Origin of the sequence: Clostridium sp. YIM B02500 (genome assembly GCF_022324665.1) — a bacterium.
GTDB classification, from domain to species: domain Bacteria; phylum Bacillota; class Clostridia; order Clostridiales; family Clostridiaceae; genus Clostridium; species Clostridium beijerinckii.
Genome location: NZ_JAKGTE010000008.1, coordinates 134,794 through 158,573, shown reverse-complemented (window position 1 = coordinate 158,573; position 23,780 = coordinate 134,794). Strand labels below are relative to the sequence as shown.

Here is a 23,780-nt window from a genome sequence, read left to right as displayed (position 1 = left end):
ATGAAGACGTCAACTCATAGAATAGCTATTCCTTCTATTTTAGAGGTGGGAAAAGGAAATATAAATAATGTAGGCAACTTGATTAAGAAAGCCATGTTTAAAAATGTTTTAATATGCTTTGGCGAGGGTCTAGAAGAATTGTTTGGAGATTCTATATGCAACTCTTTAAAAGAAGCTAATATAGATATTTCAAGAATAGAAACAATATCAGATGTAAATTTCGAAAAGATTAGTGTAAAAGCTTTTGAAATATCAAACGACGTAGAAGCTTTAATTGGAGTAGGCGGAGGAAAGGCTATAGATGCTGTTAAGTACATGAGCTTTTTGAGAAAACTACCGTTTATTAGTATTCCAACTTCAACTTCTAATGATGGTTTCTCAAGTGCAGTTGCCTCTCTTTTGGTTAATGGCAGGAGAATATCTCTTCCAGCTAAAACTCCTTATGGAATAATTGTAGATATTGATGTTATTAAGAGTGCACCAGAAAAATTTATATATTCGGGGATAGGAGATTTAGTATCAAATATCACTGCGTTGTATGATTGGAAATTTGAAGAAGAAAATGGAAGGATGATTATTGATGATTTTGCTACTATGATTTCTAAGAAAGCAGTCAATAGTTTTATAAGAACTGAGTTTAAAAATATTAAAGATGATTTGTTTCTGAAGGAATTAGTGGATTCATTAATATTGAATGGTATTTCTATGGAAATAGCAGGTAATAGCTCGCCGGCCTCTGGTTCAGAGCATCTAATATCTCATGCATTAGATAAATTTTTAGAAATGCCTCAGCTTCATGGAATACAGGTTGGAATTGCAACATATATTATGGCGAAAGTACAAGATCATAGATTTGAAAGAATATCGAAGATACTAAAAGAAACAAACTTTTTTGAGCATGCAAAAACTTTAAAAATGAAAAAGAAAGATTATAAAAAAGCTATTGATATTGCTCCATCAATAAAACCTAATAGATATACGTATATTCATGTAGATGAAAATAGAATTCTTGCTAAAAAAATTATAGATGAGGATGAAATTTTGAACTACATATTAATATAATTTTTTCAGAAAAGATGGAAATAAAATAAAGATTAAATGCATGAAAAAAAGTGATGAAGAAGCTATCGTAAAAGCTGAATAAAAAAGTCTCCACGGGTAATACTAGATTTAGAGTTAGTATGATTCAAAAGAGGAGGAACTTTAATGGAAAAATTAAGAAAAGGTGAGCATGAAAAAGCCATGGAAAAAGCAAAAGAGATGCTTGATAAAGGTTGCGGAATGGGAGATATAGTAGAGGAAACAAAACTAAGCGAAGAAAATGTAATGAAGGCAAAAAGAAAATGGGAAGATAAATCGTAATATTTGTTTTTGCATAAAATAATAGAAAAGTATAGTTTATTTTATAACTACTAATTAGGTTGCTAGATAAGTGCTTAGTTGGTAGTTTTATATTTTTATAATTTAATATAATAAAATTTGTTCAAGATAAAAAAATATATTTATTAGTATTTCTAAAGCAACATGGACCTAGTGCTATAGTTATTGAATAAAATATACAATAATAAATAAATTTATGAATAAATATTCAATTATTATGAATATAGTGTATAATATAATTATAATAATATAGAAGTTGGGGAAGAAATATGAATAATATTACATATGAATTTATAAATTATAAAAGTAAAGAGTTTAAAGAAGTATCTGAATTAAGGTTTAAAATACTTTTTAAACCATATAATAAAATTCATAAATACGACTATGATGAATTAGATTATAGCAGTATACATTTGGTAGCATTAGATGAGGGCACTGTTGTTGCATATTCCAGAATGACTAATTATAATATGAATGGTAAAATGACAAATATAGTTGTTAGTGAAAAATATGTGGGTAAAGGCATTGGCATTGAAATGTTAAAAAGACATAAAATTAAGGCTAAAGAGTTTGGAGTTATATGTTTATATTTGAATGCAAGATTAGATACAATTAATTTTTATAAAAAGGCAGGATTCCAGTGCAAAGGCAATACATTTTTATCAGAAAAAAGTGGATTAGCATTACAGCCTATGTATTTTAAAATAAGTTAATATATAATAATATTATTATAATGGGATCAAAACTTATTATCATACAAATTCAGAGTTGATAAATTATATAATTTTAGGCAATAATCTTAGTAAGATTATTGCCATTATTTTTGCACATAAAATATTTGAATATCATCCTAACAACTTTTTCGTACATGTCTTGATTTTTTTATGTCTAAATAAGAATCACCGGGAATATTCTGAATGAATTTAAGAAATTTAACTATCTTTATATCTTTCTTTAATGATTCAAGACTTCGATAGTGTGTTGCTAATTCACGATTCGTGAAAAGAGCATGAATTTGTCTATGACAGGTTGAACATAAAGAGAGTGTTTTAAATTTTTCTCCGCCTTTTTCTAAGGGAATTAAGTGATGTTTAGTAATGCTAGAAACATTTCTATTGCATAATTCACATATATGGTTTTGTGCCATAAAATCCTCCTCTTATATATTAGCTTTACAATTTGATTATATCAAAATAATGAGTAAAAGCAAAAAAGATTAAAAGTAATATCATTATTATTTTATTAACAATTATTCCGTAAAATTACAAAAATATAGAAGTCCATTTTAGTAAGATTAACTTGTATATTTAAATTTATTAGTTTTCATGAAGTAGAATTGAGATATTTATAGAATTACTGTTTCAAAATACAAATCAAAGATTTGAAATTTGTAATAATTTTGAGTTAAATTAGGAAAACTTTAATCATACTAAATCAGAATTTCTTAATATATATTAAAATCATAAAGCTATATTTATAATTATTATAAGTCAAGTGATTAATTAAGGCTAATATGTGGAAATTAAATTGAAATACAGGTGTAATAACAAAGTTAAAAATAATTCATTAAAAGAAGAAATCAGTGATAATTACATATGTATTCGTATTCATGAGGCAAATTCTACATTTTTCTTCAATATATGCAATAATTAGAATATTGCTTTTGATTTCATTATTACATACAATATTTTTCGTATGATAATATAGGGGGAAAATAAATGCTTACAAAGTTTTTAGATGTTTTATTAGGAGAACCTTTATCAAATGAACAAGGATGTAATGAAAAGTATAATATTCCTTTTGGATTAGCAATTATGGCAAGTGATGCAATATCATCTGTTGCCTATGCTGCTCAGGAGATTCTTTTTGTTTTAATAGTTCTAGGTGTAGCAGCATATCAGTGGTTAACATGGACCTCTTTTATGATTATAGGATTATTAATAATATTAACAATTTCGTATATTCAGATTATTAGGGCTTATCCTCAAGGTGGAGGAGCTTACAAAGTAGCAAATGAAAATATAGGGAAAAAATCTGGCTTAGCAGCTGGTGCAGGTCTAATAATTAGTTATATACTTACTGTCGCAGTTAGCGCCAGCGCAGGTGCGGATGCTATTATTTCTGCATTTAGCAATTTGACAGAATATAAAGTCATGTTTGTTTTAATAATAATTATAGTTTTGACTATTTTAAATTTAAGAGGTATAAGTGAATCTTCAAAAATTTTTGCCATACCTACGTATATTTTTATTTTTAGCATGGCTTTTATGATACTTTATGGTTTGTTTAAGTACTTTATATTAAATATTCATCCAGAACCAATGTATTCTATCCCGGCAAATACTACAGAAAATGTATCGATATTTCTTATTTTAAGAGCTTTTTCATCAGGATGTTCTGCTTTAACTGGAGTGGAGGCAGTAAGTAATTCTGTTCCAAATTTTCAAGAACCGAGCCAAAAAAGTGCAAAGACTGTTATGATATTATTAGCAGCTTTAATATTTTTCATATTTGGAGGAACTTCGGTACTTGCCATATTTTATACAGCTGTACCAATAGCAAATGGTCCTACAGTTGTTTCACAAATAGCATTTGCTATTTTCGGCAATGGCATAATGTACTATATAATTCAGTTTAGCACTGCTGTAATTTTACTTATGGCATGCAATACAGCATATACAGGATTTCCAATGCTAATGTATATAGTTGGGAAGGATGGTTTTGCACCACGACAATTCACTATTAGAGGTAAACGACTTAGTTTTTCTTTTGGAATCGTTGCATTATCATGTATAGCTTGTATTTTAGTTATTGTATTTAAGGCCGATACTCATAGGTTGATTCCGCTATATGCTATAGGAGTATTTATATCTTTTACCCTAGGACAATTTGGAATGGTGAATCATTGGAGAAAAGAAAAAGGTAAGGGTTGGGTAAAACGTGCAATAATCAACGGTATTGGTTCTGTTGTTACTTTATTAACAACGATAATAATTTTAATTGAAAAATTTAGTGAAGGTGCATTTATAGTTGCAATTTTAATTCCAATCATAATTGTAATTCAGCTAAGAATAAAAAAACACTACGATAAAGTGGCTTGTGGTTTAAGTATTAGTCAATTAAATCTGAAAAAGGTGAATTTAAGAAAGAAATATACTCATATTGTGATAGTTCCAATTGCTAGCTTAAATAAAGCAACAATAGGTGCGTTGCAATATGCTCAAAGTGTAAGCGATAATGTTATTGCTCTTAATATTTCACCAGACAAGGAAGCTATGGAAAAATTAAAATCTAGATGGAGTGAGTTAGATACAGATATATTACTTGTCGCAAAATATTCTCCATATAGAGCTGTGGTTACTCCTTTGTTAAAGAATATAGAATTGATTGCAAATTCAACAGCTAAAGATGAGAAGATAACAGTAGTTGTACCTCAATTTGTTACTAATGAAAGATTTGGTGAGGTCTTACATAATCATACAAGTTTCTTTATTAGAGAAACCTTATTGAAGAATGATAACATAATTGTATCTACTTATCCTTATCATTTACTAGATGAGGATATAAAGCAAAGTAAGTAATTATTAATTATAGATTTAGGATATAAAAACGTGCTATATTGTTTGATTCAGCAATATAGCACGTTTCTTAATTTCATTATTATCTTTTTACTTTAGTTCCAAATAATTGATCCCACATATTTAAAGCGTCCATGAATTTAGTTGTGTCTAATTGCGTCGAATTTGGAAGTGTATTAATAGAATCTTCATAAGATTGTCTTATAGCTGGTTTTATTTTATCTTGACTTTCTTTTGGAGCCATATCAAGTGAAACATTTTTTACAGAAGGTCCAGGATAAAAATAACCGCTATCGTATGTTATTGCCTGCATCTTTGGCGTCATAAGCCATGCCATTAGTTTTAAAACTACATTTTTTTGTTCATCGCTAAGTCCTTTTGGAATTGCCATATACTGAGCATCTGCAACCAATGTAGTATTGTTTAATATAAATCCTTGATAAGTTTGTGGAATACCACCTATGATTCTCTGATTCATATCCCATCCTAACTGACTTGCTATAATAGATCTTTTTCCGTCTTTTAATTCTGTGAATGTAGTACCAGTTTTAGCGGGATAATAATCTATGTATTGATTCAATTCTTTAAGATAAGCCCAAGTCTTGTCCCAAGTTTTAGGATCTTTAGGATCCTTGTCTCCAAGAATATATGGTAACCCTTGAAGAAAAATTCTGCCTGGTCCTGAACCCGCGGGTCTTGCATATGTGAATTTTCCAGGATTAGCTTTAGCGAAAGCTAAAAGCTCATCAGGCGTTTTAGGTATATTTTGTACGGTATCTGGGTTATAAGTAAAGAATGGGCCGCTAGGTGAATACACATAAGTTATCCCATAACCCTTTACTAAATCATAAGTGGCTTTAGCGCCAGAACTATAATTACTTTCTAAATCAGGAAATCTGCTGCTATATGCAGTCATAATGTTTTCTATAACATCTCTATCAATACATGTGGAAAGACCATCAATTCCAGTAAAAATCAAATTTGTTTGCATATCTTCAGATAAAATTTGAGATTTTAATAAAGATGGGACCTCTAATGCAGTAGATTTTTTTACTACGACATCTCCTATTAAATCAGGGTTTGCAGCTTTAAATTGATCTATGGAATCTCCGACTAATTGCATGCTTCCTGAAACATCTATTATATTTAAAGTGATAGGCTGCATTGCTTTGGAAACATTTTTTGAACCGCAGCCTGTTAATATAGTCGTCATAAAAACTATTACAAGCGTAACATTTAGAAATTTAAAATTTTTCATAATTATCCTCCATTTTAATTTAGATATAATGCTCTCGAGTTTAAAATTGCAAAATATATCTTAAGTTATGTATAACAACAATTATAATTTAAATTTACTTACTTCATTCATCATAGAGGTTGTTAAATTTGATAAAGTTTGAGCTGAAGTTGCTACATCATTAAAAGATGAATTTATTTGTTGTACTGAGGCTGCTATTTCTTCAGATGAAGCTGCATTTTCTTCTGATACTCCAGAAATATCTAACGTTTTTGAGATTATGAGATCTTTTTCAATATTTATATTTTCAATAGATTTATTTATATTATCAACTCTAGGCAATATAGTATTTATAGCCTTAAATATTAAAGCAAAAGATTTTATAGAATCTTCAATAAGGACTGATTGATTATTTAAGCTATCTTTACCTAAATCAGTAGTCTTAACCGCTATTTGGGCTTCGTTATTAATATTAGTAATCAAGTCACTTATATTACTTGCAGATACTTTAGATTGTTCCGCGAGTTTTCTGATTTCCTCTGCAACTACAGAGAATCCACGCCCTACTTCTCCTGCACGAGCAGACTCAATTGCAGCATTTAATGCTAATAAGTCGGTTTGATCAGCAATTGAATTTATAATAGTAGTTATGTTATTCACTTGTTCTACATGATTATCTAATTGAACAACCTTATTTCTTACAGTATCAAAAGATTCGTTTACATCTTTAATAGAATTAAATAAAAATTCTAACTTAGAGTTACTATCTTGGGCCATTGAACTAATATTATGTATATTTGAGTTTACATCATTAATTGACGAGGTTATTTGATCTAGTGAATCAGCGAAACTATCCAATGAAGTTTTTACATTCATTAGGTCACTAGATTGTTCAGTGGCAGCATTAGCTACTTCTTGAACAGCAGCATTAATTTCTTGTGCAGAAGAAGACATTTCATCTGAAGCTCCTAATAAATTAGTTGCTTGTATATTTACAACATTTGCTGAATTTTGCACTTCTTCGAGCATGGAGGAGATGTTTGAAGTTGTTACTTTGAGTGATTTTTTCATTCTGCCAAATTCGTTTTTTAAATTAGTGCTTATTTCAAAACTAAAGTCACCCTGAGCAACATTATCTAAATCGGACATTATCTCCTTTATAGACTTTCTTATAACCAAGATTATAGAGGAGGAAACAAGTATCTGAAGAATAAAGCCAATGAAGAAAGTGGTAAAAAAGATTTTAGTGCTTCTAATGTATAAACTCATATTGTCATTATGCAGAGTATTAGCAGTATTTGAACTATAAGTTACTAGATTATCAAGAAAAAGTTGCATTTCAACTCCCAATTGATTAAATTTTTCTAAATCTATACCATATAATTTATTGCCTTTTTCAAGATTCTTAATTTGTTCATAATAAGCTGAGGAGTCCTTCTTAAATTCGGATAAATTGTTTGTTTCTATAGTGCTAAGCGATAGATTTTCGTAATCTTCCACCATTTTGTTTATGGCAGAGTAGTCATTATCTATAGCTGCTACATCATCATCATTAAATTCAGATATAGAAATTCTATTGACATTTAACCGAATATTTAAGAATGTTTGTCTAATTTCCTCAGTCTTAATAATTCTTGTTAACGCAATTGTGTACATTGATGATGAATTCGAGTTAATCGTTTTCATGTTATTATAACCAATTATTGCGATAGATAACGATACAACCGTTGATAAGATAACCATCAAAATAATACTATTGATAATTTTAATATTTTTCAGCATAATATTCCCCTTTCAAACATAATAAATTTCCATATTGATAATATATCTAACCAATATTATACTCAAGGTCTAAAAAATCGGCGTATATATGAAATACGTGCAATTATATTGCATTTTTCTACCATATTCTCATTATTGCTAACTATATTGTAAGTTGATGCATTTCAAAAAATAATTAAATATTTATCTTGACATTGTAAACGGTTATGATTATTATTAAAACATAACTACCATACAAGTATGGCAGTATGGATTGATAATAGATTTTTTAAAATACTTATGATAAAATATAAATATAACTACCATACAAGTATGGTAGAACTTGAAAGTAAGGGAGAATATAAAAATGGCTTTAGAGGTAAATAAGAATACAACAAGTAAAACTATATATTATAAACTTAGAGATGAAATTATTAATTTATATCTTGAGCCTGGTACTAGTATTTCGGAAAAGGAACTTTCGGAAAAGTATAGTGTGAGTAGAACTCCAGTAAGAGAAGCACTTGTTAGATTAGCTCAAGAGGGGCTAGTTAATATTTATCCTCAAAAAGGAACGGTTGTTTCTTTAATTGATTTATCTGCAGTTGAAGAAGGAAGATTTTTACGTGAACATTTAGAAAGAGCAGTTGTAAAGGAAGCTTGTAAAGAATTTTCACAAGAAAATGTACTAGCTTTAGAAATGAATTTGAAACTTCAAAAAATGTATATAGAAAATAATGATTATAAAAAGTTATTTGAGGCAGATGAAGAATTTCATAAGATAATTTTCGAGGGAAGTAATAAAAAAAGAGTATGGAATAGTATTAATGATGGCAGTACTGAGTTTCAAAGAATTCGTATGCTTAGATTAGTAACTAATTCTAGCTGGGACAATATTTATCTTCAGCATAAAGAAATTTTTAATGCTATAAAAAACAAGAGCCCAGAGATAGCAGAAGACTTTATGAAGGAACATTTAAATATGGTTACTTTTGATAAAAATAAAATAAAAGAGAAGTATCCTAATTATTTTAAATAAAGATTGATTTAAGTTTTAATATGATCAAAGCTGTTAAATAATCATGTAATACTAAGATTATTATTTTAAATTAAAGGAGGTGAGGCTTATATATAAGCAGCATTAAATTTAAGTGTATTAATTTTATATATGTTTTGAGATATTATATATTGAAATTATAATTAAATGAAGTGACAGGAGGGACATTACTATGAAAATGGGTTTTAGATGGTACGGAGAAGGCAATGATACCGTTACACTTGAACAAATAAAACAAATTCCTGGAGTTGGAGGAATTGTTTGGGCTCTTCATGATATGGCAGCAGGTGAAGAATGGCCAATGGAAAAGATCCTTGAAGTAAAAAAATCAGCTGACAAGTATGGATTTAATATGGATGTTGTTGAAAGCGTTAATGTTCATGAAGACATTAAATTAGGTTTACCAACAAGAGATAAATATATAGAAAATTATAAAAAGACAATAGAAAAGTTAGCTAAGGTTGGTGTTAAAGTAATCTGCTATAATTTCATGCCTGTATTTGACTGGCTTAGAACAGATTTATTCAAGAAGGCAGAAGATGGATCAACAGCTCTTTTTTATGAAAAAGCAAAGATTAAAGATATTGATCCAATGGAGTTAGTTAACAAAATTGCGTCTAATCCAGATCTTACAATGCCAGGCTGGGAACCAGAAAGACTAAAGAATTTATCACAGCTTTTTGAAGCATATAAGAATGTAACAGAAGAAGACTTATGGAATAACTTAAAATACTTCTTAGAACAAATTATTCCTGTAGCTGAAATAAATGATATTAAAATGGCAGTACATCCGGATGATCCACCTTGGCCAATATTTGGGTTACCAAGAATAGTTAAGAACAGAGATGATTTAGCAAGATTATTAAAGCTTGTTGATAATCCATATAATTGCTTAACTCTTTGCAGTGGTGCTATAGGTTCAGATCCAAATAATAATGTACCAGCTATGATAAGAGAATTCGGTAATAGGATTGCTTTTGCTCATATTAGAAATGTTAAGATTTATGAGAATGGTGATTTTATTGAAACATCTCATAGAACTTGTGATGGTTCATTAGATATATGTGATATAGTTAAAGCTTATCACGAAGTTGGATTTACTGGATATGTAAGACCAGACCATGGAAGACATATTTGGAATGAACAATGCAGACCAGGTTATGGACTTTATGATAGAGCACTTGGAATTATGTATTTATGGGGAATATGGGATTCTCTTGAAAGAAATAAATAAAAGAGATAAACTAAAATTTTGATTAAAAAAATTTTGGCTCATAGAATCTTAAGATACAAAAGATAATTAATAGTATTGACTTTATTAGCAATAGTTTTAAAGAGGTGAAAAAAATGAATAACGCCAAAATAGTATTAAGTAAAGAAAGTATCAAAAATAGTGATTTATGGGAAAAAGCTGGGATTGAAATTCCAAAGTTTGATTATGATAAGATGTCAGCATCAACTAAAGAAAATCCTACATGGGTTCATTTTGGAGCAGGAAATATATTCAGAGGATTTATAGCAATACTACAACAGGAACTTTTAAATACTGGGAAAGCGAAATCTGGTATTGTTGCTGTAGAAGGATATGACTATGAAATTATAGATGAAATTTATTCTCCTTATGATAATTTAAGCTTACTAGTAATTATGAAACCAGATGGTAGCTTGGATAAAAAAGTAGTAGGAAGTATAGGTGAAAGCTTAGCTGGTGATTACTCAAGAGAAGAAGACTGGAATAGGTTAAAAGAGATATTTTCAAATCCATCTTTACAAATAGCAAGCTTTACAATAACAGAAAAAGGTTATAGTGTTAAGAATTTATCACAACAAGATACAACAGATGGTCTAGAGCATCCTGTAAGTATTATAGCTAAAGTTGCGTCCCTAGCATATGTAAGATATCAAAACGGACAACTTCCAATAGCTTTTGTAAGTATGGATAATTGTTCAAAGAATGGTGAGAAGCTTCACAATGCAATGGAAACAATGATAAAGAACTGGGTTGAGAATGGATTAGTTGATAAAGGGTTCCTTGAATATATCAATGATGCTAAAAAGGTATCTTTCCCTTGGAGTATGATAGATAAAATTACACCTAGACCATCTCAAAGTGTTAAGAATACATTAGAAGCAGTTGGTTTTGATAGCACTAAGATTGTAACAACTAGCAAAAATACTTATATTGCACCTTTTGTAAATGCAGAAGGGCCTCAATATCTTGTAATAGAAGATAACTTCCCAAATGGACGTATGCCTTTAGAAGAAGCAGGTGTATTTTTAACAAATAGAGAAACTGTGGAAAGAGTTGAAACAATGAAGGTAACTACTTGTTTAAATCCACTACATACGTCTCTAGCAGTTTTTGGATGCTTACTTGGATTTGATTTAATTGCAGATGAAATGAAAGATCCAGCTTTAAAGAAGTTAGTTGAAAAAATTGGATATGAAGAAGGAATGCCTGTTGTTGTAAATCCAGGAATATTAAATCCAGAAGATTTCATTAAAGAGGTAGTTGAAGTTAGACTTCCAAATCCATATATACCTGATACACCACAAAGAATTGCTTCAGATACATCTCAAAAAGTTGGTATAAGATTTGGAGAAACAATTAAAGCTTATAGTAAGAGAGAAGATTTAGATGCTAAAGAACTTAAATACATTCCTCTAGTTATAGCAGGCTGGTGCAGATATCTAATGGGATTAGATGATAATGGTAATGTTATGGAGTTAAGTCCAGATCCTTTATTAGATGAATTAAGAAAATATGTAGCAGATATAAAATTAGGTTCTAAAGAATCAGTAGAAAGTAGCTTAAAATCAATACTTATAAATGAAGAAATTTTTGGAGTAAATCTTTACACTATAGGTTTAGGCGAGAAAATTGAAGGTTATTTCAATGAATTGATTTCAGGTGCTGGTGCAGTTAGAGCAACTTTAGAAAAATATTTAGATTGTAAATAATCAGAGATAATGCTCGAAGATGCAAAAAAATAAACATTTTTATCATTCTTCATTTATTATATTCTGCCAAATAATATAAGTGAAGAACGATAAAGAATGTTTAAGAAAATTAATATGAAGTACATTATAACATAAGCAATGCTAATTAACAACTTTTCACTTATACTAAAAGGATGATATAAAACTTTTAGTATTATAAGGTAAGGAAGTTAAATTAGCGAATATAAGAATCCCAAACATAACAATAAGGTTAATATATAAAATTTAAGAAAACGTTGTGGTAAAGTATTGAGTAAATGCAAATTACAATAATGTACGTGAATTTATATACTGCGTGTTATTAACCCAAATATTCAATGCTTTACAAATATAAAATATTTATTTGAGAGAGTAGGATGAAGAATATGAAAAATTTCATGGATGAGAATTTTTTACTATCTAATCAAACAGCTATAGATTTATATCATAATTATGCTAAGAACTTGCCTATTATTGATTATCACTGTCATATTGATCCAAAAGAAATATATGAAAACAAAAAATTCAGTAATATAACTGAAGCGTGGCTTTATGGTGATCATTATAAGTGGAGAGCTATGAGAAGTAATGGTATAGATGAAAAATGCATTACAGGAGATGGAAGTGATTATGACAAATTCTTAGCTTGGTCGCAAACGATACCTATGGCTATAGGAAATCCTCTTTATCATTGGACTCATTTAGAACTTCAAAGATTCTTTGGAATATATGAACCGCTTGATGAAGATACTGCTCCTGAAATTTGGAAGAGAGCTAATGAATTATTAAATGGAGAAGGTTTTAATGTTAGAGATTTAATTATAAAATCAAACGTTGAAACTATATGTACAACAGATGATCCTATAGATACATTAGAATATCATATAAAAATTAAAGAAGATGCTAGCTTTAATGTAAATGTTTTACCCACTCTTAGACCAGATAAAGGAATTGAAATCAATTTAGATGGTTTTGTTTCTTGGGTAAAAGATTTAGAAAAAGTATCTGAAGTATCTATAAATAATTATGATGAATTTTTAAAAGCTCTTGATTCAAGAATAAGATTTTTCCATTCAGTTGGATGCAGAATAGCAGATCATGGTATAGATGGTGTAGTAGTTTATGCAGATTCATCAAAAGAAGAAGCAGAAGCAATATTTGCTAAAGCTTTAGAAGGTAAATCTATAAGCATTGATGAAGAAAAGAAGTATAAAACTTATACATTAAGACATGTGTTCAAGCTTTATCATGAATTAGGGTGGACTATGCAGCTCCATATTGCAGCTCTTAGAAGTAATAATACAAAAATGCTTGAAAAAATAGGAGTAAATACAGGTTTTGATTCAATTAATGATGAAAGCATAGCTTATCCACTTTCTAGACTTTTAGATTCTGTGGACAGAGAAAATTCTCTTCCAAAAACAATTTTATATACATTAAATCCAAAGGATAACTATGTTCTTGGAACTATGATAGGAAACTTTCAAGGAGATGGTATTCCAGGAAAAATGCAATTTGGTGCAGCATGGTGGTTCAATGATAATAAGGATGGAATGATTGAACAAATGAAGGCATTAGGAAACCTTGGATTGCTAGGACGCTTTGTTGGAATGCTAACTGATTCTAGAAGTTTCTTATCATATACTAGGCATGAATACTTTAGAAGAATTGCTTGTAATTTAATTGGAGAATGGGTAGAAAACGGAGAAGTACCTAAAAATGATAAATTACTTAAAAGAATTGTTCAGGGTATATGCTACAGCAATGCAAAAGAATATTTTGGATTTGATGAAAAATAATTCGGGAACACTTAATTGATGAAAGTGAGGAAAAATATATGTCAAATAATAATAGAAAAATCACGATAGCTAGAGGCGTTGGTTATGGACTAGTTGATTTAATGGGTGGTGGAGCATTCACCATTATTGGAGCTTTCTTACTATTTTTCTATACAACATTTGCAGGATTAACACCGATAGAAGGTGCTTCTATTATCGCTATCGCTCGTATAGTGGATGCAGTTGCTAGTTTATTTATCGGTAGTATATCTGATAACTTCTATAAAACTAAACTTGGAAAACTTTTTGGTAGACGTCGTTTCTTCTTATTAATCGGAGCTCCGTTAATGGCAGATTACGTATTACTATGGGTAACAGGAAGAAGTTATGCATTCTATTTAGTTACTTATTTGTTATTTGAAATAATTGCAGCTATGGTATTAATTCCATGGGAGACATTACCTGCTGAAATGACAAAAGATTTTACTGACAGAACTAAATTATCAGCATCGAGAATGTTTATTTCGGCAACAGGTACATTTTTAGCTACTTTTGTTCCAGGAAGATTAATAGCTTTCTTTGGTGACAAGAGCCCACAAGCATATTTCATTAATGGATTAGTTTTTGCTATTATATATGCAATATGTATACTTATATCACATAAAGTAACATGGGAAAGGGACCTTACACCTGAAATGGAACAAGAACTATTAAATGGTTCTACAAGCAAGAGCTTTGGCGAACAATTAATGACTATTGTAAAGGTTGCTGGTGACTATGTTTCAACATTTAAGATCAGAGCATTTAGACAACATTTAGCAATTTATATATGTTCATTTACTGCTAAAGACTTATTTAATTCAGTATTTATATATTTCTGTGTATTTAATTTAGGTGTTTCATCTACTACTGCTGCGAATGTACTTTCACTTAGCATCATTGGTATTCCTGTAACAATATTAGGCGGATTCTTAATGATTAAAGTTGGACCAGGTAACTTATATAAGATGGCTTATTCTATTATGATTGTATGTTTATTAGCATTTTATGGACTTTATGTAGGAAATTTAGGATCGAATATTGTTTTATTATTTGTAATTGGTACAATTTATCAAGTAGGAAGAAGTTTATTAGAGTTTACTCCATGGAATGTATTCCCATTCATTCCTGATGTTGATGAAATGGTTACAAGACAAAGAAGAGAAGGGCTTTTTGCAGCAGTTATGACATTTACTAGAAAAAGCAGTGTGGCAATAGCTACATTTGTTATAGGTGTTGTATTGCAAGAAAGCGGATTCGTTAAAGGACAGGCAACTCAATCACCACAAGTTGTATCAACTATAGCTACTCTTTTAGCTGTTGGATGTATATCTTTACTTGTAATTGCATTAATTTGTGCGGCAACTTTCAAACTTAATAAAAGAACACATGGTATATTAGTGGATGAAGTTGAACGTCTAAAGAATAATGGTTCAAAAGAAGAAGTAACTCCAGAAACAAAAACAATTGTTGAAAATCTTACTGGATATAAGTATGAAAATGTTTGGAAAGAAACAGTAGTATAAATTAATTCTTTTGACTAATAGAATATTAAAATATAAAAATAGCTCAAAATCATCATAATTTCTAGATACGTTTCAATTTAGTTATTATAGCTGTCTTAAGATAGAAAGTAAATTGCTATTTTAAGGCAGCTAATTTTAATTTCAACTGTACTAAAATATTATTTTGATAGCTTCTATATTGTCTGTAAGAATATAAAGGTATATCCTAAATAATTAATTGTACTATTAAATATAAAAATGTTATTAATATATGTCTATAAAAAATTAGGTTAGGAGACTGAAATATGAGTAATAAAAATAATTGTCTTTATTGTGATAAGGATGAAAAACTTGATAATTTAATGATTGAGATATGTAAGCTTGAAGTGTCAACTCTTTATTTGTTCAAAGAACAAAGCCATAAAGGGAGATGCATTGTTGCGTATGATAAACATGTGAAAGAATTATTTGAATTGGATGATAAGGAATTAGAATTATATATGAAAGATGTCACTAGAGTAGCGGCTATGATTAATAAAACTTTTTCACCTGATAAAATAAATTATGGAGCATATTCAGATACCCTTCCACATCTTCACTTTCATTTAGTTCCTAAGTATAAAGATGGATATTCATGGGGTGGTGTATTTGAAATGAATCCTCAGAAAAAATATTTAAGTGATGAAGAATATGTGAAGAGAATTAATCTCATAAAAGAAAATTTATAATTATATATTTTGTGTTAGCTATTTCAAAACAGAGGATAGATATCTGTTTTGAAATAGCTATTTTACAATGCAGATTTATGCTTTTATTTTGTATTGTATGTATTAATAACTATATATCCATATTAGGTTTTGAATATAACTTTCTATTTATACTAATCAAGAAGGATCTATAAGTACAAGGGGATAATTCTACAGCATATGGAAAAGAAAATAGATTTATTTGAAACTTGGATTAAAATGAAAATTTTAGTAAAGCTTCTTCAATGACAAGTTTAGGAGGCATAGATATCGAATTATCCCCTATAGATATTTATGATGTATGTTCCTTTTTAAGAAGACGTAAAGCAAAAAGTTAAACATATATTATAATTTAAGAAATATACTAAGATTACATTTGGGGTTGAAATTATATTGTAAATAATAATGAATATATTTGTTTTGTAAAGAATAAGCATGATTATTCATAATTTTTAAATTATTAGAGCTTAATAAAATTAAAATAATAAATTTTCACCTAATTAGTTTATGTAAAACATTGAATTTATTTCCTTATTATGTTATAATTTAGAGGTTGAAAAAATTTGGATTCTAAAGTAGTTTTTGATTTTTACACTGTGTTGGAGACTCATCATCTAAACATTGTTAGCTATGTAAAATTCGCTAACAGAGATGTACTTTTAAAACTGTGCATGTCTATACAGAAGTGCTGTAATTAAATAAGAAAATAGTTAGAAAGAAATTTATAGAATATTTTAGATTATCTCTAGTTTTTAAAAATCGAGGGGTAGTCTCTTTTGTTAATAATAGAATATATATTTTATTTAGTTTGTTTAAGTTCAATAAAATATGTATTCTAATTAAGAAAATATAGAGAGGGTTGTATTATTATGTGGATAAAGTTCTTAATGGAATATTTTAAGTCGCCAAGAACTGTTGGAGCTGTAGCTCCTAGTTCTAAAAAGCTTGCGGAAAAAATGGCGCATGATATTGATTTTGACCATGCAAAATGTATTGTGGAGTATGGTCCTGGAACAGGAGTGTTTACTGATAGACTAATGAAAAAAATAAAGGATCATACGATGTTAATGCTCGTAGAATATAATGAAGAATTCTGCAGAGAACTAGAGGAAAAGTATGGTGAATATAATAACGTTGTAATAGTAAATGATTCAGCTGAAAATGTAGATAAATATTTAAAAGAATACAATATTAAAGAAGTAGACTATGTTGTATCAGGATTACCATTTGCTAGTTTGCCAAAGAATATGTCAAATAGTATATTGAAAAAAACAAAAGATATATTAAAAAAGAATGGATTATTCATAACATTTCAATATACATTGCTTAAAAAGGGATATATAGGAAGTTACTTTGAAGATATAAGTTTAGAAAGAGTAGTGTTAAATATACCACCAGCGTATGTTTTGAAATGTCAAAATACCTAATATGATTAACATAATTTTAAGTTATGTGAGAACTTGCTAAAATGATAGTAGTAAGTTTATTTTAGAAATTAAAGATGTTGGTATCTAGGAATATAAGTTTTGTACAAGCTTTAGAATTTCATATCAAGTTTTAAAGAAGTTTACAAATATATATTTTGAAAATAATAATTTTTAGCATTTAATTAATACAAGTGAAGCTCTCAATGTATGTTGAGAGCTTTTTATTTTTAAGGTTGATGTATAAGAATAATTATTATATATACTTTACCTTAAATCTCCGAAGTAATGTTATACTGTAAAAATAACATTTATTAAGAAGTATAAAATAAAGGATTTTTGAAATTATTGTAGAATTATAGAAATTATAGAAGTATTTTAATATGGTAGTGAATATAACATTACAATAAGTTTACATTAAAAAAGATAGTTTGCAAGGGAGGAATATAAGTTGTGTAAACGTTTTTTTGAGAGGCTCATATTTGTTATAAATTTAACAAATATGATGTCCAAGTAGTTATTGTGTATTAAAAGGATTGAATTACTAATATGATTAGATGCTACCAAGGAGGAAAGTCAAAATGGAAATATTAAATTTTAGATTACGCAAATTAAGTTGCATTGTATTAATAATTTTGGTTGGAAGTATTTTATCAGCTTGCTCCCAAGTAGGTAAAGTAATTGTTGATACCGAACCAAAAGAAGATAGGCAAAAAGATTATATTGAAGAAGTTACAACACAAACTGTAACAAATGAGAAATCAGTGGATTTGGCACCGTTGTACGATCAGGTAAGAAATTTAAAAGGACAAGAGGCATTGGATTTTTTTGAAAGTCTTAAATCAAAGGGGTTATCGGATAGTGATATATTAGAATTTTTTATTAATTTACCTCTTTCAGATGCAAATAAAGAGATTACGGATATATATAAGAATGAAAAATTTGAAACTTATATGAGTACATATCCTACGGGAAAGCCTTTCGGTAACTATAAATGGACAAATGGAGATGGAACTAAGATAAAAGGAGCATTTAGCGAGCTGGATTTGAAATTACCATTTTCAAATTATGTGGCCTTAAAATCAGGACCAGTTGGAGACTCAAATAAAAAGTATAGAATTGGTGTTGCTATTCATGGATTTGATCAGCCATGGAATGTTAGTTTAGCTGATGCAGCTCAATGGGAAGCAGAAAGACATCCAAACGTCGAAGTTGATGTTAAAGATGCTCAATGGGACAACGATAGAATGGCGGATATTATAGATAGTTTTGTTTTGCAGAAAGTGGATGGGATTTTAACTTGGCCTATGGTTGAATCAGAAACAACTATTGCACCAGTAAAAAGGGCTATTGAGGCAGGTATACCAGTTGTAAGCGTTGATAGAATGACAGGACTCGAGGAAACCACGAGTAGAGTTACCGGGAATTTTCCAGCAAATGGCGCTCAGTGTGGTATGTATTTAATTTGGAAACTTGCAAAAGAAGGCAGTCTAAATGCAAATGTAGTTCTTCTTAGAAAGCCTTCTGGAAGTACTGCAGATGCTAATAGAACTGGTCATTTTCTTAAGGTACTAAGTTATTTCCCTGATATTCATATATTAAAATCATATCATGATGATGATAATACAGCAGAAGCACTTGCCAATATGCAATTAGCATTAAATGAATATCCTTCTATTGATGTTGTATTTGGAACAGGTGATCATGAAGCAATTGCGGCTTATGATGCATCAAAAAATGCTAATAGATTAAATAGCAGAAAGGATGCTAAAAAGATGATGTTTTTATCAATTGATGATTCTAAAAAAGCAATTACATCCGTAAAAGATGGATTGTTTGAAGTGAATACACCATACACCCCTTTAATATCTGATATTGGAATGAGAACTTTACTTAATATAATCACTAAAAATGGTTCAATGCCACATGATATTATTACTCCTAATATACCTATGGTGACAAAAGACGGAGATACTATATTTGGATTGAAAACTCAAACACCTGATCAATGGTATGAATATACTTTTGGAGCACCAATTAAATAATATATAGATATTATTTAGAAGTTAAAATTAGATCTGAAAATTTTACATAATCAATGACATAAGAGGAAGGAGAAACTTCAAGATGAAAAAAATAAGCTCAGTTCCAGGAAGAATTCCCTTAACAATAAAATCAAAGCTTATTATAAGCTTCTCATTAATAGTATTCTTGATATCTGCAGTAGGAATAACATCTTATATGACTATGAGGTCTTACTTAGTACAAGAAAATATTATGATTGAAAAAAACGTTATGGCGAACGATATCATAATTTTAATAAACTCAATTCCTCAGGATATATCAAAATATATATTAAATCCAACAGAGGAGAATAAAAAAATTATAGATGATAAGTTTATAAATATTAACAAAAATCAAGAGTTTATTAAAGATAATCTATCGGGAGAGAAGACACTGAAATCTTTTGATGCTGTAAGCAGAATGTTAGAGTCCTATTCTGAGGAAAATATAAAACTTTTTGAAAGTAAGAATGCTACTGAAATGGTAGAAAAAAATAAACTTATGAACAGGTTTTCTAAACTAATTCAAAATAGCATGCAGGAATATATGTCAGTTGAATTAGACCAACAAAATAAAGCTAGAGCAGATTTAGCTAAAAAATCTAATTTTACAGGAGTATTAATCATTGTTTTTATAGTATCCATAGGTTTTGTTAGCGTAATTTTTGCCATTTTCTTTTCGATAAAGTTAGGAAAATCATTGAATAAAATTGTACTATTAGCTGATGATATTGCTAATGGAAATTTACAGGTAGAAGAATATAAAGTGAATTCTAACGATGAAGTATCTTTATTGGCAAGTTCTTTTAACGAAATGACAAAAAATCTAAGAACCATGATTAAGGGGATTATTAATAATAGCAAGGATTTATATGAATCTTCTACTATGATCAAGGATAGGGCGAAGGAAAGTGTCAAAGCAGTTAATCAGATCGCAGTATCTACTCAAGATGCTGTCGATGGTTCACAGTATCAATTTAGTGAAGCAAAAAGGACTGAAGAAGCAGTTAATAGACTTATTAAAATGAATAGCACAATAAAAGAAAAGTCAAATAATGTTTTGTCTTCGGCTAATAAATCTCTTAAAATAGCCGAAGGCGGAAATGAGAAAGTTAGATCCATGTTAAATCAAATGAACACTATCAAAGAACAGGTTATGAATATCCAATCGGTAACTGGCATTTTAAAAGAAAATTCATCGCAAATAGAAACGATACTAGATACTATTTCTAAAATTACAGCCAGTACGGAGTTGTTGGCTCTAAATGCTGCGATTGAAGCAGCTAGAGCAGGTGAATATGGAAAAGGATTTGCAGTTGTATCAGATGAAATTCGCAAACTAGCAACAAGTTCTGCAACATCTACTGTAGAGATATCTAAAATTTTAACTCAAATTCAAAATTATATTAATGTATTGATTAAAAGTATGTCCATTGCGGTTAGCGAGGTAATGAGTGGTTCGGAAAAAGTTTTGGAAGTTGAAGGAGCATTTAAGAATATTGTGGAGTCAAACAATGATGTTGACGGTGAAATAAAAAATATTTCAGATGAAATTTTAGTAATGGTTAATGAAATAAATGCAATTGAAAAAATATCTAAGAATATATGTGAAATTTCAAATAAATCACTAGAAGGAAGTACAGATATATCTGCAATAGTGGAAGAACAGCTAGCAACTCAAGAAGAATTCTTTGCATCTGCCACTACTTTGGCTAACATTTCAAGTGAGTTAGCCAACGTTGTTTCTAAGTTTAGGGTTTAAGCGAACTTTAGAAATTTTAATAGTAGCGATACAAGATTCTTGGAGTGTCGAAGCATATGTTGAGTTAGTGAAATTTTTAGGAATAGAAATTGTGATATAATAACACTAGATTTAAATTAGAAATATATTTCGTTTTAATCTGATGTAGGAAGAGGAGCGTATTATATGAAAAGTCTATGTGTAATTGGAAGTTTAAATATGGATTTAGTAACTACAGTAGAAAATTTTCCTGTGGCAGGACAGACTGTCATGGGGAAAGAGTTTAATACATTTCCAGGAGGAAAAGGTGGTAATCAAGCAATAGCACTAGGTAGGTTGGGTTCAGATGTGCTTATGGTAGGAAAAATAGGGGAAGACATGTATGGAAAAAGATATCTAGAAGTTTTAAGAAGTAATAATGTCAAGTCTCATGGAGTAAGCATTGAAAAAGGCATGTCTTCTGGGGTAGCAGTGATACAAGTAAGTAATAATGGAGAGAATAATATAATTGTTGTTCCAGGAGCTAATGCAGAAGTTGATATAAATTATATTGAAAGCAAATGGAGTTTGATTGAAAGAGCAGATATATTTTTGTTTCAATTAGAAATTCCACTAGAAACAGTAATTGCAACTATGAAAAAACTAAAAAAACAAGGTAAGACAGTAATACTTGATCCAGCACCAGCGGTGGATCTTCCTGATAAAATTTTTAAATATGTGGATTATTTAACACCAAATGAAACAGAGTTGGAGACTTTAATTGGAAGAAAGATAAATAGTGAAGAAAACCTTGCAGAAGCAGCAAAAACATTATTTGATAAGGGAGTAAAAGTTATAGTTGCAAAGTTAGGTAGTGATGGGGCTGCAATTATTAAGAAAGATAAATGTACTAGAGTTCCGGGATTTATTGTTGATGTAATAGACACGACTGCAGCGGGAGATTCTTTTAACGCGGGATTTGCTTTTGCGCTAGCAAAAGAAAAAGAACTTAAAGAATGCGTAATATTTGGAAATGCAGTAGGTGCTATTTCAACAACTGCACTAGGAGCTCAGGAAGCTATGCCAACTTTTGAAAGAGTTGATAAATTTATTAGAGATAGATAAATTTATAAGAAAAATTAATTATAAAAATTATTTCCATTGAGATATTTATACGTATAATGCGATAATTAATTTACCGGTAAATATAATGGAGAGGGGATGATTATATTGAAAATTAATAAGAGGTGGTTATCAGCTTAAATTTGAGCTAATAACCCTGCCAATAAAATAAGGAGGATTATATCCTCCTTTGAAAGATTTTTAGACATATCTAAAAAAGTATATTTGTGAGTAATTTAAAAATATTTTTAGAGAATATTGACATAAAACATTATTTTGAATAATATATATTATATGGGTTATTTAGGAAAGTTAAATGATCAAAATTCAGATGAAGGAGGATATTTATATGAAAATTTTATTAAATAAAAGTGTTGAGGTTTTTTTAAAATAATTGAATATTGCTGAAAGTCATTATAGAAAACTTTATAATTATTTTTTGTAATATTTATAGAGTAATGGAAGTATGTTATGCTTACTTTTCATTCGTTGTGCTTTCAAAAGAGTATTAACCATCATCTGAAGAATTAATATATATCTAGGCAGAATACACGAGGGTTATCGTGTTTTTTTTATTGCATTTTTTAAGCATAAGGAAGTACTAGACAATAGTAATTATCTAGTTTTTTTATGTGTAATCCCATGGATGATTAATTAGTATCCACGGGATTTTTTTATCTTAATCTAATTATAAGGAGTAATAATCTAATTTTGATTATAGAAATTATTAGGAGGTGGTTTCAATGAGAAATTTAAAAAACGTAGTATTATTGAATATTAAAAATTTTAAGGAGGAAATCAAGGGTGTGTTACAAAAACGGAAAGGATATCCTGCCAGAAAAGCTTTTGAGAGAGCTTCAAAAGTATATTCAAGGAGAAACCATTTATATTCCTAAGACTGAAGAAAGAAAGGGCTGGGGAGAAAGTAATGGTACTAAAAGAGCAATAAGAGAAAGAAATTTAGAAATATATAAATTATATAAAAAAGGCGAAAAAGTTTTTGATATTGCAGAGGCATATAATCTTTCAGATGATAGTATAAGAAAAATTATATTTAAGTTAAATAATGAAAAATTAGAGTCATCACATATAGTGCTAAAAAGTAAGGCCAAGTAAAGACGAAGTTCATATTTATAATATAAAATGATTTGCAAGGTACAGGAATCCTATAAAGAAACTGTTGTAAATAATATACAACTCAATATCTAATTAATTATTAGTTGGATATTGCGTTGAAAATTATATTCAGCAGTTTTTTGCTGATTCTAAATTAAAGAGTCGGAATTAAGAAAGTTTAATTATAATAATTTTTTACATATCATTTAATTTGTGGTAAGGGTAAACTATTATTGTGGTGCTAGTTTATTATTAAATAAGCTGTTTCAAAAACT

General features: G+C 29.1%; 18 protein-coding genes. 15 read left to right on the top strand and 3 right to left on the bottom strand.

The genetic code is table 11. From position 1 onward, the window contains the following. The 3 genes from L1S46_RS09125 (at position 1) to L1S46_RS09115 (ending at position 2,093) form a co-directional block, all read left to right on the top strand. Positions 1-1,062 carry an iron-containing alcohol dehydrogenase family protein gene (locus L1S46_RS09125; RefSeq protein ID WP_238899801.1) on the top strand — a complete coding sequence of 354 codons (1,062 nt, stop codon included), beginning with the start codon at positions 1-3 and terminating at the stop codon, positions 1,060-1,062. Between the two features lie 144 nt (positions 1,063-1,206). Then, positions 1,207-1,362, top strand: a complete 156-nt coding sequence (locus L1S46_RS09120) for a hypothetical protein (RefSeq protein ID WP_023973088.1) — start codon at positions 1,207-1,209, stop codon at positions 1,360-1,362. A 287-nt stretch (positions 1,363-1,649) separates the two neighbouring features. Next, a complete protein-coding gene (locus L1S46_RS09115) occupies positions 1,650-2,093 on the top strand; it encodes a GNAT family N-acetyltransferase (protein WP_238861184.1) in 444 nt (147 codons plus the stop codon). Positions 2,094-2,230: 137 nt separating this feature from the next. Here the strand turns inward: L1S46_RS09115 and L1S46_RS09110 are convergent, their stop codons facing one another. After that, positions 2,231-2,527, bottom strand: coding sequence for an HNH endonuclease (locus tag L1S46_RS09110; RefSeq protein WP_012060246.1), 297 nt, complete (start codon positions 2,525-2,527; stop codon positions 2,231-2,233). Between the two features lie 571 nt (positions 2,528-3,098). Here L1S46_RS09110 and L1S46_RS09105 point away from each other — a divergent pair. Continuing rightward, positions 3,099-4,961: an APC family permease gene (locus tag L1S46_RS09105; protein ID WP_238899800.1), complete on the top strand. Its 1,863-nt coding sequence runs from the start codon at positions 3,099-3,101 to the stop codon at positions 4,959-4,961. A 79-nt stretch (positions 4,962-5,040) separates the two neighbouring features. On the opposite strand, the gene L1S46_RS09100 is transcribed toward L1S46_RS09105, so the two are convergent. Then, positions 5,041-6,216, bottom strand: a complete 1,176-nt coding sequence (locus tag L1S46_RS09100) for an extracellular solute-binding protein (RefSeq protein ID WP_238899799.1) — start codon at positions 6,214-6,216, stop codon at positions 5,041-5,043. Between the two features lie 81 nt (positions 6,217-6,297). Further along, entirely contained in the window at positions 6,298-7,977 is a 1,680-nt protein-coding gene (locus tag L1S46_RS09095) for a methyl-accepting chemotaxis protein (protein ID WP_238899798.1), read from the bottom strand. Positions 7,978-8,323: 346 nt separating this feature from the next. Between L1S46_RS09095 and L1S46_RS09090 the strand changes: the two genes are divergently transcribed. The 11 genes from L1S46_RS09090 (at position 8,324) to L1S46_RS09040 (ending at position 23,505) form a co-directional block, all read left to right on the top strand. Then, complete coding sequence (locus L1S46_RS09090) at positions 8,324-8,995, top strand: GntR family transcriptional regulator (protein WP_012060242.1); 672 nt, start codon at positions 8,324-8,326, stop codon at positions 8,993-8,995. A 190-nt stretch (positions 8,996-9,185) separates the two neighbouring features. After that, the gene (gene uxuA / locus L1S46_RS09085) at positions 9,186-10,247 is read left to right on the top strand and encodes a mannonate dehydratase (protein ID WP_023973084.1); all 1,062 of its coding nucleotides are present in this window, start codon (positions 9,186-9,188) and stop codon (positions 10,245-10,247) included. Between the two features lie 113 nt (positions 10,248-10,360). Continuing rightward, entirely contained in the window at positions 10,361-11,974 is a 1,614-nt protein-coding gene (locus tag L1S46_RS09080; protein WP_275298979.1) for a mannitol dehydrogenase family protein, read from the top strand. Positions 11,975-12,378: 404 nt separating this feature from the next. Further along, entirely contained in the window at positions 12,379-13,791 is a 1,413-nt protein-coding gene (gene uxaC / locus L1S46_RS09075; protein WP_012060239.1) for a glucuronate isomerase, read from the top strand. A 38-nt stretch (positions 13,792-13,829) separates the two neighbouring features. Next, positions 13,830-15,335 (top strand): MFS transporter, encoded by a 1,506-nt coding sequence (locus tag L1S46_RS09070; protein WP_012060238.1) that lies wholly within the window; start codon positions 13,830-13,832, stop codon positions 15,333-15,335. A gap of 284 nt (positions 15,336-15,619) precedes the next feature. Beyond that, positions 15,620-16,042, top strand: a complete 423-nt coding sequence (locus L1S46_RS09065; protein WP_238899797.1) for an HIT family protein — start codon at positions 15,620-15,622, stop codon at positions 16,040-16,042. Between the two features lie 887 nt (positions 16,043-16,929). Then, positions 16,930-17,487, top strand: coding sequence for an rRNA adenine N-6-methyltransferase family protein (locus tag L1S46_RS09060; protein ID WP_012060236.1), 558 nt, complete (start codon positions 16,930-16,932; stop codon positions 17,485-17,487). A gap of 578 nt (positions 17,488-18,065) precedes the next feature. After that, positions 18,066-19,529 carry a sugar ABC transporter substrate-binding protein gene (locus tag L1S46_RS09055; RefSeq protein ID WP_238899796.1) on the top strand — a complete coding sequence of 488 codons (1,464 nt, stop codon included), beginning with the start codon at positions 18,066-18,068 and terminating at the stop codon, positions 19,527-19,529. Between the two features lie 82 nt (positions 19,530-19,611). Further along, on the top strand, positions 19,612-21,309 hold the full coding sequence (locus tag L1S46_RS09050; RefSeq protein WP_238899795.1) for a methyl-accepting chemotaxis protein: 1,698 nt from the start codon (positions 19,612-19,614) through the stop codon (positions 21,307-21,309). Positions 21,310-21,474: 165 nt separating this feature from the next. Beyond that, positions 21,475-22,392: a ribokinase gene (gene rbsK, locus L1S46_RS09045; protein WP_238899794.1), complete on the top strand. Its 918-nt coding sequence runs from the start codon at positions 21,475-21,477 to the stop codon at positions 22,390-22,392. Between the two features lie 801 nt (positions 22,393-23,193). Then, positions 23,194-23,505, top strand: a complete 312-nt coding sequence (locus L1S46_RS09040) for a CD3324 family protein (RefSeq protein WP_012060232.1) — start codon at positions 23,194-23,196, stop codon at positions 23,503-23,505. The last annotated feature ends 275 nt before the right edge of the window (positions 23,506-23,780 follow it).

Bases quoted from the DNA above. Each gene is read 5' to 3' on its own strand.
- L1S46_RS09060 (WP_012060236.1), top strand. From the start codon at position 16,930: ATGTGGATAAAGTTCTTAATGGAATATTTTAAGTCGCCAAGAACTGTT.
- rbsK (WP_238899794.1), top strand. From the start codon at position 21,475: ATGAAAAGTCTATGTGTAATTGGAAGTTTAAATATGGATTTAGTAACT.
- uxuA (WP_023973084.1), top strand. From the start codon at position 9,186: ATGAAAATGGGTTTTAGATGGTACGGAGAAGGCAATGATACCGTTACA.
- L1S46_RS09100 (WP_238899799.1), bottom strand. From the start codon at position 6,216: ATGAAAAATTTTAAATTTCTAAATGTTACGCTTGTAATAGTTTTTATG.
- L1S46_RS09050 (WP_238899795.1), top strand. From the start codon at position 19,612: ATGAAAAAAATAAGCTCAGTTCCAGGAAGAATTCCCTTAACAATAAAA.
- L1S46_RS09095 (WP_238899798.1), bottom strand. From the start codon at position 7,977: ATGCTGAAAAATATTAAAATTATCAATAGTATTATTTTGATGGTTATC.
- L1S46_RS09080 (WP_275298979.1), top strand. From the start codon at position 10,361: ATGAATAACGCCAAAATAGTATTAAGTAAAGAAAGTATCAAAAATAGT.
- L1S46_RS09110 (WP_012060246.1), bottom strand. From the start codon at position 2,527: ATGGCACAAAACCATATATGTGAATTATGCAATAGAAATGTTTCTAGC.
- L1S46_RS09105 (WP_238899800.1), top strand. From the start codon at position 3,099: ATGCTTACAAAGTTTTTAGATGTTTTATTAGGAGAACCTTTATCAAAT.
- L1S46_RS09055 (WP_238899796.1), top strand. From the start codon at position 18,066: ATGGAAATATTAAATTTTAGATTACGCAAATTAAGTTGCATTGTATTA.
- uxaC (WP_012060239.1), top strand. From the start codon at position 12,379: ATGAAAAATTTCATGGATGAGAATTTTTTACTATCTAATCAAACAGCT.
- L1S46_RS09090 (WP_012060242.1), top strand. From the start codon at position 8,324: ATGGCTTTAGAGGTAAATAAGAATACAACAAGTAAAACTATATATTAT.
- L1S46_RS09115 (WP_238861184.1), top strand. From the start codon at position 1,650: ATGAATAATATTACATATGAATTTATAAATTATAAAAGTAAAGAGTTT.
- L1S46_RS09065 (WP_238899797.1), top strand. From the start codon at position 15,620: ATGAGTAATAAAAATAATTGTCTTTATTGTGATAAGGATGAAAAACTT.
- L1S46_RS09120 (WP_023973088.1), top strand. From the start codon at position 1,207: ATGGAAAAATTAAGAAAAGGTGAGCATGAAAAAGCCATGGAAAAAGCA.
- L1S46_RS09125 (WP_238899801.1), top strand. From the start codon at position 1: ATGAAGACGTCAACTCATAGAATAGCTATTCCTTCTATTTTAGAGGTG.
- L1S46_RS09070 (WP_012060238.1), top strand. From the start codon at position 13,830: ATGTCAAATAATAATAGAAAAATCACGATAGCTAGAGGCGTTGGTTAT.